9 protein-coding genes are annotated in these 17,366 nt (G+C 38.4%); 1 reads left to right on the plus strand and 8 read right to left on the minus strand.

The window, feature by feature from the left end:
* Positions 1–158 precede the first annotated feature (158 nt).
* The 8 genes from GUB10_RS14300 to GUB10_RS14335 form a co-directional block, all read right to left on the minus strand.
* Positions 159–1,796, minus strand: coding sequence for a family 16 glycosylhydrolase (locus GUB10_RS14300; RefSeq protein ID WP_193712146.1), 1,638 nt, complete (start codon positions 1,794–1,796; stop codon positions 159–161).
* Positions 1,797–1,814: 18 nt separating this feature from the next.
* Complete coding sequence (locus GUB10_RS14305; RefSeq protein ID WP_193712147.1) at positions 1,815–3,878, minus strand: hypothetical protein; 2,064 nt, start codon at positions 3,876–3,878, stop codon at positions 1,815–1,817.
* 12 nt (positions 3,879–3,890) lie between these two features.
* A complete protein-coding gene (locus GUB10_RS14310) occupies positions 3,891–5,354 on the minus strand; it encodes a RagB/SusD family nutrient uptake outer membrane protein (protein WP_193712148.1) in 1,464 nt (487 codons plus the stop codon).
* 11 nt (positions 5,355–5,365) lie between these two features.
* Positions 5,366–8,404 carry a TonB-dependent receptor gene (locus GUB10_RS14315; RefSeq protein WP_193712149.1) on the minus strand — a complete coding sequence of 1,013 codons (3,039 nt, stop codon included), beginning with the start codon at positions 8,402–8,404 and terminating at the stop codon, positions 5,366–5,368.
* A gap of 237 nt (positions 8,405–8,641) precedes the next feature.
* Positions 8,642–11,410 carry a triple tyrosine motif-containing protein gene (locus tag GUB10_RS14320; protein ID WP_193712150.1) on the minus strand — a complete coding sequence of 923 codons (2,769 nt, stop codon included), beginning with the start codon at positions 11,408–11,410 and terminating at the stop codon, positions 8,642–8,644.
* Positions 11,411–11,564: 154 nt separating this feature from the next.
* The gene (pckA, locus tag GUB10_RS14325; protein ID WP_193712151.1) at positions 11,565–13,199 is read right to left on the minus strand and encodes a phosphoenolpyruvate carboxykinase (ATP); all 1,635 of its coding nucleotides are present in this window, start codon (positions 13,197–13,199) and stop codon (positions 11,565–11,567) included.
* A gap of 18 nt (positions 13,200–13,217) precedes the next feature.
* Positions 13,218–15,047, minus strand: coding sequence for an SLC13 family permease (locus GUB10_RS14330; RefSeq protein WP_193712152.1), 1,830 nt, complete (start codon positions 15,045–15,047; stop codon positions 13,218–13,220).
* 11 nt (positions 15,048–15,058) lie between these two features.
* Positions 15,059–15,847 (minus strand): universal stress protein, encoded by a 789-nt coding sequence (locus GUB10_RS14335; RefSeq protein WP_193712153.1) that lies wholly within the window; start codon positions 15,845–15,847, stop codon positions 15,059–15,061.
* A gap of 359 nt (positions 15,848–16,206) precedes the next feature.
* On the opposite strand from GUB10_RS14335, the gene GUB10_RS14340 reads away from it, so the two are divergent.
* Positions 16,207–17,346, plus strand: a complete 1,140-nt coding sequence (locus tag GUB10_RS14340) for a porin (RefSeq protein ID WP_193712154.1) — start codon at positions 16,207–16,209, stop codon at positions 17,344–17,346.
* The last annotated feature ends 20 nt before the right edge of the window (positions 17,347–17,366 follow it).

Below are 17,366 nucleotides of genomic sequence, written 5' to 3' on the forward strand. Positions count from 1 at the left end.
AAACAAATTAGATTCCACCGGGGGAACTACCTCGCGACAAGACCGCGAGGTGTTCTTTAAAAGAATTTTGAAATTCGAAGCAGGATCCCGGATTTTACAAACCTCGATTCTCGAGTATAATCACATAGCAATCAGGCAGTCTGATTTTTAAAATAAGGTTATTCCTGATAAACCTTCACATAATCTACTTCCATAGACGACTCCTGAAAATCTTCAGCAATATTTCCTCCCAGAGTTCCTCCCATTGCCACATTTAGCAATAAGTAAAAATCACTCTGAAATGGCGTGGCATCATTATTATCAAATTCAAGATGTGACTTACCATCCATTAAGAATGTGATCTTTTCTGAGGTCCATTCTACTTCGTATATATGAAATTCAGAAGTTACATCAGAAACCTCTGTATCTCCCACAATGGCATTTCCGCCAGAATTTCCTGGAAAATGTAAGGCCGACGAAATTCTATCGGGGTCGTTTCCTACAAATTCCATGATATCCAATTCTCCCACTCCAGGCCAGGATTCTTCGGGCCAACCGGCACCAAGCATCCAAATGGCCGGCCAGGTTCCACCACCGGCAGGTAATTTTGCACGAACTTCTACGCGGCCATAGGTAAACTCAAATTTATCTTTAGTTGTTAACCTTGCCGAAGTAAAATCGAAGCCACTTTCAGCTTCTCTTTTTGCGGTGATAATAAGATTACCATTTTCTACACGTACGTTATCCTGTTCATCTGTATAGTACTGGGCTTCTCCATTACCCCAGCCATTGTCTCCATTACCAATTTCGTAGTTCCAGTTATCGGTATTAAGCGCATCGCCATCAAACTCATCAGACCATACTTCGGTATTAAATTCACTTTCAAATTCTTCCTCCTCTTCTGCCGAATCTGAGGTAAGAATAAACCACCAGTCGAATTCGCCATTACCATCGGTAGACTTAAGAATAAGCTCATTGGTACCAGAACGGTCAAAAATCTCATATTTGTGATCACCTCCAATATAGTAACCAATAAATGCCAAGCCCGTAAGGTTAATGGTTTCTTTTCCTCCCGGAGCCGATATAGACCAATTTTCGGTATAATCGTTATAAGGTATATTAAGAACATCTGCCCCCTGTACTTCACAATCGCAAGATGCACCAAGCTGATCTACCAGGTTAATTCGGCCAAATACAGTTCCTGATGGATCCGGGTTTGGATCATCATTATTGGTATTGGTAATATGGGTAAACGTACCATCTTCATTAAAGATATAACGATCGTCATACATTCCGGTTCCAGTTTTTTCATTTGCCCCGGCAGCATACCATTCAGTAGGAACAACCCCACCTACAGGTCCAAGTCCAAAGTGACCGGGAACTTCGGCCTTAACCCGCCACTCTTTTCCAATTAATTTTTCTAATAAATCGGCCGGTGGTTCGTAGGTAACCAGCACTTCTACATCTACTGTGGTAGAGCTTGCAGTACCCCCAGCACCATAGGCTATAACATTAACCGTATAAACCTTAGTTCCAGTTTCAGAGAATTGATGTGTATATTCACCACTGGGAGAAGTTACCGTACTTCCGTTATCAAAAACATATTTATAAGTCATGGCCCCATCAGCTACACTATTAAAGGTTACCTGCCCACTACCATCTCCCTGAGGCATATCTCCAGATTGGCCAAGGATTTCGGTTTCTACCTGAAGGTTGGTAGGAGCGCTTATCTCGCCAATATCGTAGTCGTCGTTAGAGCAAGAACCGGCAAATACCAGTAGCAATGCTATAAGACCTGTTTTTAGTATATTTTTCATTATCAATTATTTTTAATTCTAGTTATGGAAATAAATATTGTCCAGATATACATCTGCTTCACCTGTAGGTATGCCCGAATAAATAAGCTGCCCAATGTGTGCCCTGTCTTGAAGGCCGGTAAAGTCTGATAATGGAATATCTAAACTCACCCACTGGTTTTGGGGTAGATTATCTATTACAACCTCATGTTCAGAAAGATCATCTCCCGCATAAACCCCGTCAGGGCCTAGGTCAACTAATTTTATTTTGAATTCTGTAGCGTTACCCGTATAGATTTCGGTATGAAAATGGGTCATTTCGCTAGCGTCAATCGGTTCAGCTAGAGTTTCAATTCCTGCAAAGCCAAGATTAAAATAATGCTTGGTTAGCCTGCCATCAAACTCTATTTCTTCATAGTCTGAATTAGACCATTCTGTTAACCAGGTATCTACATTTACATCGTCACCAAAATCACTAAACAAAGAGATATAAGTGGTTTCTCCCATTTGGAAGCCAATATCATCCAGATAGAATGTTCCAGCCGTATTGCCCGGTCCATCTACAAAAATCGTCATGGTAGCATATTGCCCGGTTGGAACAAATGCCTCTCCAACTCCCTGTGATCCGTCAATATAACTTTTAATGGCATCTGTGCTAAAATTAAAAGTCACTTCTTCCCAACCAGTTCCGGTATGGTTAGAAGACACTTCCGTTTGACGTTCGCCATTAACACCACCTTCAAATTTCAATAAAACAGGAAGTGCTACATCTGACCAGAATTTCATGGTGATTGTTTTATTATCATCGCTAAAATCGGCCGGTTCCTGCAAGTTAAAAGAAACCCCTTCGTAAGCATTTCCGCTATTGGTAATTGCACCTACCATTGCATCTGAAGTATTAGCCCCAGATTGGTCTGGATTGGTAACCATTTCAAAAGAGGCACCGTTAAAAGCACCGGGGGTATAATCTATAAGTTCGCTATCAAAAGTTATAGGAAGCCCCAAGGGTTCTAAAGTAGTGGTTTGAATATTATCGAAATAATATGTTTCATCGGTTCCCGAAGTTCCAAAATTGAAGAACAACACTAATCTTCCGTATTCAACGGCAGGATCTACTGCGGTCATATCAAAAACCAGTGTCTCCCATTCATTAGCTACCGTAGTTTCTACAGTACTTTCTACATTCACATCGGCATCATCAAGATTTTCAATCTTTAAAATAACCGGGGTTCCTGCCGCTGGAGACCATACATCTACACTAATATATTTTTCAGAAGAGAAATCTATAGGCTCATCTAGCGCAATATTGGTTCCTGCCCATACCTCAGAACCTGCAGGCTTGGTATAAGATGCAACCCTATTGCTGGTATTAATGCCACTTGGATCTGGATTATCAATTATAGGAGCTCCAGCACCTTCTCCACCTCCAAAATTATAGAATGTATAGTTCTTGGTGGCAGATTCAAAATCTATAGGTAAAAATAATGGATCTGTAATACTTACTGTTTGAGTAGTTTCGGTAGTCGCCGCACCACCACTTAAGGCCACCACTCTAACATCGTAATCCCCAACAGCATCGTAGGTATGCGTAACAGATTCACCTATCATAAATGCCGTAGGGTCTTCTTCGTCCACATCTCCGAAATAAACTTCAAACATCGCAGCAAAATCGGCTGTAGCTGATACCGTTATGGCATAATTGTCATCTTCTACCTTGGTAATTGTTACTTCAAGGTTTTCAGGCTGACGGAAAGAAACAGTAAGAGGTTGTTTACCGGTTGCCGAAACGCCATTTAAATTAGTTCCTATAACCTCAACCTCATAATCTCCTTCAGCATATATATGATCTACGGTCTCTCCTGGTCTAATATCTGAAGCTACTTCACTGCCATCTCCAAAATCTATACTATACATATTGGCACTTTCACCTTTAGGTATTATAGTTACCAGGCCTGAATTATCTTGTGTGATCTCAAAACTAGCGCCCAGGTTTGCAGGCGTGGCTATGCTATTAAGATCTACCAGTGCATCATCATCACTCTCACAACCTAAAAAAGGCAGTGTAAGTAGGAATGCGAAAATTATTTTATAGTGTTTTTTCATAATGCTAATTTTTTAGTATCCCGAATTTTGCTCCCAGTTACCCTGAGAAAATTCTATTTCTTCTAACGGAATTGGAAAAAGTTCGTTTTTCCCTGATGTAAACCCATCAATATTAGCTGCTGCCCTTCCTGTTCTAACCAGGTCGAAGAAACGGTGGCCTTCCCCCACCAATTCTTTTCTTCTTTCTTCAAAAATAAGGTCGGTAAGAGTACTTCCTGCCGCTTCTACAGCCTGTAAACCGGCTCTTTCACGAATTTCATTAAGATATGTTCTTGCCTGGCTGTCATCTATTCCACCCCGGTTTAAAGCTTCTGCTGCCATTAATAACACATCGGCATATCTAATAGCACGATAATTATTGGGTTGGGTAAGGTTGGCATCATTTACATTGTCATTTTTACGCGGAAGATATTTTCGGTTGAAATATCCCGTATGCTTATAACCTTCTATATAAGTTGCCCCTGTTTCTTCGGCCCAGGCCTCTATATCCAGTATAGAAAGATCTTTCCTAATATCGTCTTCAGCAAACATATCATAGGCTTCCTGGGTTGGAACGTTAAAGCTAAATCCGGGCTCAAAAAGCGGACCTGTATAATTTCTTATTCCCTGAAAACCTACCGCTACGTTGCCTTCGCTACATTGTAAGCAGTCAAAACCTGCTCCTTCTTCCCCGGTATACTGAACTTCAAAAACAGATTCTTCATTGTTTTCACCTTCTTCCAGGAAAAGCGTATCAAAATCGGCCAAAGCATAAGGGCCATTATTAATTAACTCTGTTAATACATTAGCAGCAGCGTCAAATTCTTCCTGGTATAAATGTGCTTTTCCAAGTAAAGCCATGGCAGCACCTTTTGTAGCTCGTCCTGTTTCAGGTGCGGTATAACTAAGGTTATCTATGGCAAACTGTAAGTCGTTTTCAATTTGTGTATAAACTTCTTCGGTAGAAGCTCTTGGGATGGAAGTTTCATCTCCCAACACAAAGCGTTCATCTCCTTTAATTGGAATAGGTCCAAACCATTTTAACAATTCAAAAGTAAAATAAGCCCTTAAAAACCGAACCTCAGCGATAATCATTTCGCGACCTTCAAAATCGGTTTTGTCCTGAAATTCCAGAACATAGTTGGCACGTTGCACGCCGGCAAAATTCCAATCCCAAATATCGTCCAGGTTATCATTTACGGAAGTATGCGTCATTTCGTCTACTTGCTGAAAGCCAATTACATCATTGGCGCTTTCCCCTCCACTTAAGGTATTATCGGAAGCGATCTCGCCTAGCAACACATTTACGTAAGTAGACTGTAATACATCATAAACACCAATCATGGCGTTATAATAATCTTCTTCAGAATTAAAATAGTTTTCTGAATCTATAGTGTATTCTTCTGTATCCTCAAGATAATCTTCTGTGCAACCAAAACTGAAAGCCAGTAGGAGCAACAAAAGCATTTTATTGAATATGTTATTGTATCTCTTCATTGTGCAATTTTTTAAAAGTTAAGGTTTAGACCTGCAAGAAAAATTCTTGGTACGGGATAAAACCCGTAATCAATTCCGCCACCAATGGCTTCTCCGGTTGAGGCCGAAGGATCAAAGCCTTTGTAATTGGTAAATGTGTAAAGGTTTTGTACCGAAGTGTAAACCCTTAAACGGTTAATCCCTGTTTTTTCAAGAAATGTTCCAGGTAGGTTATAGCCTAGTTGAACATTTTGTATCCTGGCATAAGAAGCATCTTCAACATAAAAATCTGAAAAAGCTACATTAGAGGTTGCCCCCGTGGTTACACGTGGTACTTCATTACTGGTTCCCGGCCCGGTCCATCTTTCTAAATAATAGGCATGGCGGTTTACATTTGGCTGGTTACGCTCGTAATTTCTTACCATATCGTTTCCTAAAGAAGCATAGGTATAGGCCGTAAAGTCGAAATTTTTATAGTTAAAACTAAGGTTTAGCCCCATGGTAGCCGTAGGAATAGGATCTCCAATATTGGTGCGGTCGTCTACATTTATAACTCCGTCGCCATTAATGTCTACATATCGAATATCTCCGGGAGAAGCCGGTGCGCCCAAAGTTGCCTGTGAAGGATGCGCCTCTACCTCTGTCTGGTTTTGAAAAATCCCGTCAGTTTTATAGCCGTAGAAATACCCAATTGGGAAACCCTCCTGAAAACGTGCCGGCTGTGGTTGTCCCACTCCAAATTCGCCTCCCGGAAGGAAATCTGTTCCGTTTACCTCGGTTACTTCATTTCTTAGAAAAGTGGCATTATAACCTATCCCTACACGAATATCATCGCCAAAATTCTCTTTATAATTTATTGCAAATTCAACACCTTCATTTCGGGTAGTTCCTGCATTTATGGTTGGTGCGCCAGAACCCGGAGCCCCACCGCCAAAGATTCCCGAAACAGGAATGCCGGAAATTAAAAGGTCTTTACGATCTTCTCTAAATACATCTGCAGTGATATCAATTCTATTATTTAATATCCTAAGGTCTATACCAATATTCGTTTTTTCGGCTTGTTCCCAGCCTGAAGCCGGATTAGCAATTCTACCCAGGGCGGTGCCATTCACCAAACTTCCATTTAAAACATAGGTAGCTTCACCATCTAATAACGAACGGTAAAATTGCTCGGCTCCACCTTCCTCACCAGCTACATCATTCCCAAGAATACCATAACTTCCTCGTAGCTTTAAAAAGGAAATCACATTAGAATCGCTAAGGAAATCTTCTTCTGAAAGAATCCAACCGGCAGTTCCTGAAGGGAAATAGCCTACACGATTATCAGGGCCAAACCTGGTAGAAGCATCTCTACGAAGCATTCCAGAGACAAGATATTTTCCTTTATAATCGTACTGTAATCTTCCAAAAAAAGATAATTTTCTTACATCATATTTATAAGCACTATTGTTTAAGCCATCATTGGTTCCTGTGGTAAGGCTTATATCGGCGAAATCCCAGGAATTATTAGGCACATCATATCCGGTAGCATACAACCCATCTCCCCAGTCTCTAATTACCGTCATCCCGGCGGTTCCGGTTAGGTGGTGTGTATCGTTAAATGTATTCTCGTAAGTTCCAAAAAGATCGTAGGTATAAGAATTATCATTAATTCTATTTTGGTTTACCGTACTGCGTACATTGTTGAAGACTTTTCCCGGGCCATAATCTATAATTGGCGAGAAATCTTTGCCTTTAGAATTAGAAAGGCTATATCCAATTCTTGAAGTAAATGTCAATTCTTTTATAGGCGTATAATCCAGGCTAAATGAACCATTAAATTTATTAAGGTTATAGTCATTAAAAGTATTTTCAATTTGTGAAAGCGGGTTAATGATCTCGTTACCCAGGCTACCATTCACATCTTCCTGATCCAATCCGAAAGTTGGTGGAATATTCAAAGCATTAAAAAGTACAGAACCTAAGCCATTTTCGTTAATAGACCTTCTATCTATACTGGTATAAATAGAGTTGGCCGTAAACTGAAAGGCATCTGAGATATCTACCCCAATATTAAACCTGGCGGTGCTTCTTTGAAAATCAGATTTTTCGGCACCAACAATACCTTCCTGATCCAGATGTGAAACACCAAAAGAGTAAGTCACTTTTTCTGAACCTCCATTTAATGTAAGGTTATGACTCATAATTGGGGAAGTATCAAAAACTTCGTCCTGGAAGTTGGTTCCTTTCCCGAGTTCGCTAAGGTTTGTAAAAGGCAGTGCCTGCCCATTGTTGGCGTAACTTTCATTTAAAAGTAAACCATACTCCCTGGCATTAAGTAAAGGAAGTTTTCTAGAGGTTTCCTGCACCCCTACATAAGCATCATATTGAATAGTGGGAGCGGTATTCTTTTTACCAGATTTAGTAGTTACCAAAACTACCCCATTAGCACCGGCAATACCATATATGGCGGCCTGGGCATCCTTTAAAATAGAAATAGATTCTATATCGTTGGGATTTATAGTGTTTAAATCACCCTGATAACCATCTATAAGAATTAAGGGGCCATTCTCACTATTAGAGGCAATACCTCTAATATTTACATTAATACCTGCACCGGGTGCCCCCGAAGATGGAGTAACGTTAACCCCAGCCGCAGTACCCTGCAAAGCTTGCTCTACCTTAATAGGATTAAGTTGTTCAATAGTTTCATTAGAAACTACCGAAACAGCTCCGGTAATATCCTTCTTTTGCTGCGTTCCATAACCAATTACCACTACTTCATCTAAAGCAGCAGAATCTGTTTCCAAACTTACATTTATAGTGGTTTGATTGTCAGCTACTGTAATTTCCTGTGGTAAAAAACCGACATAGGAAAACACCAGGACATCTCCAGCTGTAATATTATTTATACTATAATTACCATCAAAATCGGTTACTACACCATTAGTGGTATTTTTTACAATAATATTCACCCCGGGCAATGGAAGGCCCGTGCCCGCTTCATCTACTGTTCCCGAAACCGAGAAGTTTTGTGCTTGCAAAGAAAAGCTTCCAATACAAAACAAAATTAGTACAAGTGCTCTATTCATTTGTTAAGATTTTAATTACATCTCAATTTATTAATTAATTGTTAAGACAATCAAAAAAGCACCTTTACAAAACTTCAACATGAAAATTTTAAAGAAGAAAAATTATGAATTTAGCATTCTAAAGCTCTAAAACCGAAGATTCTTCAGTTTTTAGCAATCACCTTAAAATACTGATTTTAGGAGTTTTAACATTAATGTTGAGGTAATGTAGAGGTAAAAGGATCTAATGTTAAGTCCCTAAAACTTGAGGATGTACTCTACCAGACCTTGATCATGGTCAAGTTCCATTTTTTTACGCAATCGATATCGTTTTATTTCCACACTTCGTACAGAAATGTTAAGTAATGGAGCAATTTCTTTTGAAGATAAATTCAACCTTAAATAAGCACAAAGTTTAAGATCGTTGGAAGTTAAATTTGGATGCACCTTTTTCACCGATTGTAAAAAGTCTTTATCGGCATTATCAAAGGCTTCTTTAAACAGTTTCCAATTATCCTTTTCTGCAATATTTTTATTGATAATTGAAATAACTCTTTGAATATCTGCTTCATTATTTGCAGCACTTAATTTTTTCTTGAGATCATTCAAAAATTCATTCTTCTTAATCAGGTTCATGGTAGAAGCGGCAAGTTCCCTGTTTTTAGAGGCCATATCAAGTTCCAATTGTTGATTTTGAAGGGTAATTATTTCCTGTTGCGCTTCAAGTTGCTTTATTTCCAACTGTTTTCTATTACGCTCCATTAACCTGCTTTGTTGTTTTCTAAAATAGCCCGTGTATACTTTATGCAGAATAAAAATAACCAGTAGAAATAATAAAAAATATACAATAATTGCGGTAGTGGTAGCATACCAGGGCTGTGCAATACTAAAAGAATAAGAAGCGATATTGGTGATTTTATTATTGAATTTCCCTCGTACCTGAAAAATATAATCACCAGGAGGCAAATTTTCAAAAGTAGCACTTCCATGAGCTTGCCAATCACTCCAACCGTTACTATATCCTTTAATACTGTAACTGTATACCGGTTTTGTAAGCTTAGAGTACACCGGTATACTAAATTCAAAATTAATATTGTTTACCTGGTTTGGCAGTTCAAGATTTTCAAGTTGTAGATTCCGGTCTTGGTATGTATTCTCTAATTCGGCTGTAGAAATTTTATTGATTTTTATTTTTTCTATTTCCGAAAAAACCAAAGGTGTTGAAAAGACCGTATAGCCCAAATTGGATCCCACCAGATACTCCCGTTCTCCAATTAAAGAAATATTTTCAAAACCTTTAGATATAGCTCTGTATTCCAAAGGAATATAAACAGATTTTACACTTAACCTATCCTGAAAGGCATCTTTGGTAGCATATATGAGATTTTCCTCTCCAAAACCCCACCAGGTATTATCTGGTAAAACCCGAGACATTCCTGTAATTCTAGGTTCTTCTATTCGTTGGTTTAAATTATTTTCTTCTAAAAACTTATTTTTAGGTGCATTATATTTATAGATCTCATCTTCAGTAGAGTAGTATATAAAGTCATTAAAAGAAAAAACTTTTAATCCCACGCCTGCATTGTAAGAAACATTATAATTTTCTGTACTTTTTACTTCCCTAACTTCGGCATCTATTTTTAGTTTAAAAATTCCTTTATGATCATGCCCTACCCAAACCACAGAATCATTTTCTACCACAAGACTACGGGAGGAAAGATCGAAATTGGCTAAATACTCGGGATCTTTTTTAAAATCTCCATCTTTCCAAAAACTAATACCATTGTAATGTCCCTGTAAAAATCCGTTTTTAAAAGCTTTTATTTCCCACACTCCGGGACCATCAAAAATATGTTTGGCTTTACTGCCTTCTATAGCAAAAACTCCCCTATCGTGACCGGCAAATAGTTTTCCGTTAATTTCGTTAATACTCCAAACCTGCCCACTGGTACCGGGAATAAATTCATAATCTTTGGAGTTCCCGGTGCTCACATATACACCCTGATTAGTTCCCAGGTATAAATAATCGCCAAATTGGTAGCTGCAGTATACTGTACCCACTTTTCCATAGATGTCGGTAAACAATCTAAACGGACTTTTACGATTAATAAGCACCAAACCATTATCCAGACCACCCCAGATATTTCCGGCTTTATCTTCCATTATCGATAGAACCGTATTGTTATTAATTACGGGTTGTAATAACTGATAATTTGAAGAGTCATCTAGGTTATAAACATGCAAACCATCACCTATAGTTCCCAAAACCAGTGTTTTATCCTCCAGTAACTGTGCAATAAAAATACTTTCATTTATAGGGTAATTTTTAAACCCATAGGGTTCCCAGCTATTTCCTTCTATGGTAAAAAGACCGTCATCTCTGGTTACAGCCAATATTTTATTCTCTTCAAACGGAAAAAGTCCAATAATTGGCCTATCCTGAATTTTGGCATTGGAAATAACACGTTCAATTACGCCGTTGTCTATTACATACAAGCCATCTGATGCTACCTGATAATATAATTTATTCCCTACCCGAAATAAATTTGAAATAATATCACTTGCAGAAATAGTGCTTATTTGTTTGGTTTTTTTATTGTAACTATATAACCTACGAAGGCTTTGAAAAACGATATATTCTTCCAGGGCTGCAATATGCCAAAACTGCTCTCCATCGAGCAAATTTTCTTTAGATAACCCGGTTAGGCTGGTATAGGATAACTCCCCTTTTTTATTGTGATCCCAATAGCCAAAATCCATATAGGAACCTGTATAAATCCTGTCGTCCTGGGCCAATACCGAGCGTACCGCACTGGCGTTAGGCACTCTGTTAAGCTTCCATTGCGCGCCATTAAAACTTAGTAAGCCCAGGCTATTAGCTATATAAATATGTTTATTAGAACCTTGAGAGATCATCCAGTTTTGGTTACCGGCCTCGTAAATACCGGGGTCAAAATTGGTTATTGGGGGTAATTCCTGCGCAAACAGGCTAAAACTAAAAAAGAAAAAGAGGGCTAGTAAGCGCATAGGTTTAACAAATAACGAAAATTACTAAATAAATTGGGCTTTTACTAAGAAGATTTTGTTTTGACCTTACTGGATAATAAAGAAAAAGCTTTGAACATCCATTAACAGGTTGTTCAAAGCTTTTAAAAATCACTACTCAATTTTTCTATTGTTCTTAAAAGTGCTCTTCTAAATGGTGATGTTCATCAATAAGAGGTCCTCCCGAAAGAATTTGTTTGGAAGCCTGCCCGGCAAATTTTTCAAAATTCAAATGAAATGAATGTGCCAACTGAATTGCCTTTTGAATATAAGAACCTTTGTTTTCCCAGGTGTTTATAGGATCAAGTTTTTCTGTTGGCACTCCAGGACAGGAGACAGGCATATGAAGTCCAAAAATTGGATGAACCTTAAGCTCTATGTTATCTAGTTGACCTTCCAGAATTGCTGAAATCATAGCTCGGGTATATTTTAGCTTAATTCTAGAGCCAACACCATAAGAACCCCCGCTCCAGCCTGTATTTATAAGCCAAACATTTACATTTGCTTCTGTCATTTTTTTGCTTAGCATTTCGCCATAAACCGTTGGGTGCAATGGCATAAATGGTTCGCCAAAGCAAGCAGAGAACGACGGAACCGGTTCGTTGATACCAGCCTCTGTGCCGGCAACCTTGGCAGTATACCCAGAGATAAAATGATAGGCTGCCTGCCCGGGCGTAAGTTTAGAAACCGGAGGAAGTACACCAAAAGCATCACAGGTTAAAAAGAAAATATTGGTAGGGTTCCCGGCAAAAGAAGGTTCCTTTATGTTTTCAATATGATCTATAGGGTAACTTACCCGGGTATTCTGGGTGATACTGCTGTCTTCAAAATCTACCTCTTTACTATTACTTTTAAATACTATGTTTTCCAGCATGGCACCGGGTTTAATAGCACGATAGATTTCCGGTTCTTTTTCTTCGGTAAGATCTATAATCTTAGCATAACATCCACCTTCAAAATTAAAAATGATGTCTTTAGCCGTCCAGCCATGTTCATCGTCTCCAATGAGCTTTCTATTGGGATCTGCAGATAAGGTAGTTTTACCGGTGCCCGAAAGCCCAAAGAAAATAGCGGTATCTTCATCTTTCCCTACATTGGCCGAGCAATGCATAGGCAATACATCTTTTTCTACCGGCAAAATAAGGTTAAGCGCAGAGAATATGCCTTTTTTCATCTCTCCGGTATAAGCCGAACCTGCTATTAAAGCAATTTTCTTACTGAAATTAAGTATGCTGAAATTTCCCTGTCTTAATCCGTACTTTTCGGGCTCCTGCTCTACATAGCCGGGAGCACAAACCACCAACCAATCTTCAGTAAAATTTTGGAGCTCTTCTTCATTAAGCCTAAGGAACATATTCTTTACAAAAAAAGCAGACCACGGATATTCGGTGATAGTACGAACATTTAAGCGATATTCTCGATATGCTCCCACCGCTGCATCATGAACATAGATTTCTTTACCCCCAAGATAAGCAGTAACCCTATTATAAAGAGCATCAAAATTAGCTGGGGAAATAGGCTTATTTATTTTCCCCCACCAAACTTTTTCGCTGGTATAATCATCTTTTACCAAAAATCGATCTTGCGGAGATCGGCCCGTAAATTTCCCAGTTCTAACGACTAAAGTGCCGTTTTCTGTTTCTTGCCCCCAATTGTTTTTAACGGTGATCTCCTGTAACTCTTCTCCAGAAAGATTGTGGTGAGCTACAGTGTCTTTTAAGCCGTATTTTACTAAAAGGCTGGCATCGAAATTTTTAACTTTTGTTTCCATAATTTTAGATTTAATCAGTTAATAAGGCCATATAATTGGCACCAGGATAATTGTAATAATGAAAAGCAATAAAAGAAGTGGAGCACCCACTTTAAAATAATCTGCAAACCTGTAATTTCCTGCAGTCATTACCATGGCATTGGTTGGGGTAGCCACGGGTGTTAAACAAGCTGTAGAGGCACTTACCGCCACAACCATTAAAAAAGGTTCTACAGACAATCCCAACTTACTGGACGCATATAGAGTAATTGGAGCCATAAGTATAGCGGTTGCTGAATTACTAATAGCCTGACTAAAAAGGGAAGTCACCAAAAATATACCTGCAAGAAGCGCTGTAGGATGTATTGCTCCCAGCGAGTTTACCAATGCATTGGCTGCTATTTGGGCCAGGCCGGTTTTTTGTAAAGCCAACCCCATAGGAATCATCGCGGCTATCATCACTACACTGGTCCAACTTATGCCGGTATATGCCTTTGATATAGGAACACAACCGGTAAGCATAACAAGTCCGGCGCAAATTAAAGCAGCTACAGACCCCGGCATTACGTCAAAAACCAACAGTAATATAAGGAGAAGCATAGATCCCATAGCAATATAAGATCTATAACTAAGCATATCTACATCTTTACTCATAGCTTCAGGACTACCCACTATAACAAGATTCTCATGAATACTCTTTAAATTATCTATATTCTTCCAGGAACCACGTACAACAAAGCTATCACCTGCTTCAATCTTGATTTTATTCTCTTTATAAGGTTTATTGGCACGGGAAACCCCCAATAATTGGATACCTGTTTGTTTTAAATAAGCCCCCATGGCCACAGTTTGCCCTACGAGTCTTGAACTTGGAGTGACCACCATTTGTGCCATTCCAACATCAAGGTTTATCAATTCTTCTTTAAGTTCTTTAGCATTAGGAATAATGTTAAGATGAAAATCAAGAATTAGCTTATCTACATCTTTAGAACTACCTTTTACTACAATAATATCATGATAATGTAATTTAGTACCCTGTGAAGGTAATTCCACGAATTTCGATTTTCTTTTAAAAGGTTTGGGATGCCTGCGTATAAGCCTAACAATAGAAACACCGTACTTTTCTTCCAGATCCCAATCAGAGATTTTGGTATTAAGAAGTGGAGACATAGATCTAATTCTTAATCGATAAAGATTCTCTCCTATACTATAATCCTCAATCCATTTATGCATTTCAGAATCAATATTTATAGGTCGGTCCTTACTTTCTCTTGCCGGTAGAATTTTTTGACCTAAATACCTAAAATATAAAAGGGTAGCTATAAGTAAAGGAATTCCAATAAGACTAAATTCAAAGAAAGAGAAGCCGTCCATCCCATTTTGTATAAGCGTATCGCTAACAATAATGTTAGGAGGTGTTCCTGTTAAAGTAAGAAGTCCGCCGGTGTTAGATCCATAAGCCATAGGTATAAGGAATTTAGACGGCAGGGTCCCCGCGGTCCAGGCCGCAGAGACCGTCATTGGCATAAGTGCTGCCACAGCTCCGGTATTGCTAACTACCCCAGAGAGCACCCCAGAGCCTAATGTAATAAGTATAAGCAGCTTATTGTTGCTTTTCTTGGCTAGCTGTACAAATTTTCTCCCGGCCAGGGCAGTCCATCCTGTTCTTGAAAGTCCTTCACCAATAATAAACAAAGCGGCAATCATAATTACCGTAGGGTTACTAAATCCGCTAAGTGTCTCAGAAAGATCTAAAATTCCGAAAAGAAAAAGAGCCAGCATAGACATTAAAGCAACAACATCTGGGGGATATTTATCCCAGACAAAAAGAATTATAGTAATTATAAGAATAGCTAAAAGTAGGTACATCTTCTATAATTTTAATCCAGCACTAATACTGGAATTTCACTTTTTAAAATCACTTCCATAGTTAATTTTCCTTTTGAGGGAGTACTGATTTTCGCATGGGTTTTAGGCATAATAGAAAGCAAATCAACCTCATGCTTTTTAATATAATCATCAATTCCCTGTAAAATATCTTCATTTTCAGCAAAGCTGTGGTGCGAATAAAACATCTCGAGATAATACTGCAGGGTGCGCTCGTTTGCCTCGTCTGCTTCAGAATATCCGGCGTTTTCCGGGTTACGGCTTACCGTAAGCACATCTACCTCTGCTTTAAACCTACTGGAGACATCAAGCAATAAATTTAAGGTAGAAGTATCGTGCATCACATCTTCTCCCAATGCCAACAAGATCTTTTCCAGTCTAAAAAGCTTATAATTTACAGGAATCACCAGAACCGGCAGGTCTACTTCCAGTACTAACTTTGAAGTTCTGGTAACCGGAGATTCTGCTTCTTTTTCAGCGCCACTTGTTCCCATAAGTACAAGGTCTATATCCAAAGACGAATGAGCATCTATTATAGCGTCTGAAAAATTTCCAACACCAAAATTATAGTTAATAACAGGAGCGTTGGGCTTCTCATGTTTTTGCAGCAAGGCTTCAAACTTATTTTTTAGCTCATTTTCTTTATCCTTCTCCAATTTAGTTTTAGAAATGTACAGTAGGCTAATAGATGCTTTCTCGCATCTGGCAGCAAACTTTACGGCATAATCCAGTGCATTCATAGAAACATCAGAAAAGTCGAATGGAATTAATAAATTTTTCATGATTGTTGTTTTTGAACGTTTATAAAAGCATTGACTACTTTCCTTACAATCGGTATCTAAAATTGGTTCCAGAAAGTAATTAAAGGTACTTTTACTCATATCCTAAAAATATGAGAATGGTCATATTATACCTTGTTACGCAAACTAAAAAACAAGCTGTCAGCCCTTGCTATTAGCGAAAACGATATAGTTGAGAGGTGTTTAAAAAGCTCCCCTTAAAATGAAAAATTATTTCTATTAAAATAGATTGAACTTTCAATACAAAATGTTCCCAGAACTGATAATGATCAACTTTTGGGGCCTTCGCAATCTATACCTTTATAAAAATTTTCCAGTTCTACTAACCTAAGTTTACTACTATGAAAAGCTGTTCAAAACACAGTCTTCCCATATTTTATATCTTCTTCGCATTGCTTCTGGGTAATTTGAACGGATTTGCTCAAAATGACAGCCTTATTAACGACTATTCTTATTTTAAGAGAAAACTTAAATTAAATGCCCTGGTTGTAGGCAGGTATACTACTTCACTTAACCAGGATGTAGATTTTATGGGGCAACACCATACCGATAAGGATTTGGTGAGCAACTCTTTTGAAATGCAATACGCAAGATTATCTACCACTTTTTTTATAAATGATAGAATCTCAACTTCAATTCTGTTGAATTTAGCCGATTTTAAAAAAGAAAATGTAAAAGGGAAAGTGTTGGAAAATGCCTTTGTAACCTACTATCATAATTCTTTTCTAAAAATAAGGGCCGGACAGTTCAGACCCTTTTTTGGTCTGGAAGATTTGCATCCTTTTCAACTTGATAATTCGTATGCATGGTCCCGGCAGTATTCACTTTTTGGCAGAAACGGTTGGCAAAGCTTTCAAATTGGAGCTGCTGCTTTTGGATCCCTAAAATCAAATATTTTCTCTTATTATCTTACAATTTACAACGGCAATAACAAAAATGTGATGGGCGATAACGACAGCTCAAAGCACCTGACTTTGCGCCTTGAATATAGACCCATTCCCGTACTTCAATTTGGTTTAAATGGTGGCAAAGCCAATTATAAGGGGCAAAAAGCCACTGCCTATGGTATTGACGCACAGCTACAGCAACCATTGGGAAATAGATTAGATCTTGCCATTAACACGGAATTTAAAAAAGGGACAAATTTTGAGGCTTTCCGAATGGCAGAAGAACCTACTCCACAACTTAACGATTATATGATGGAAGGCTTTTATTTTCTTTATAAATTGAGGTACCAACTTAATGCCCCGCGTTTGCGAGCCCTGGAGCTGAGTTGCAGGCATGAGTATTTAGACAAAAATACATTTACTAAAGACGATGAAGTTGTAACCTACACACCTATGCTAAGCCTGGTATTTGCCGGAACTTATGACGCCAAATTATCTCTTGTAGGGCATATTAACGAGTATAAATTAAATATTCCCAATACCACACAATACGACTCCAGTAAAATGTTAATCCAATTTCAGGTTGCTTATTAAGACAATTTGTAATCAATAAA

Origin of the sequence: Salegentibacter sp. BLCTC (genome assembly GCF_015143665.1) — a bacterium.
Classification (GTDB): Bacteria; Bacteroidota; Bacteroidia; order Flavobacteriales; family Flavobacteriaceae; genus Salegentibacter; species Salegentibacter maritimus.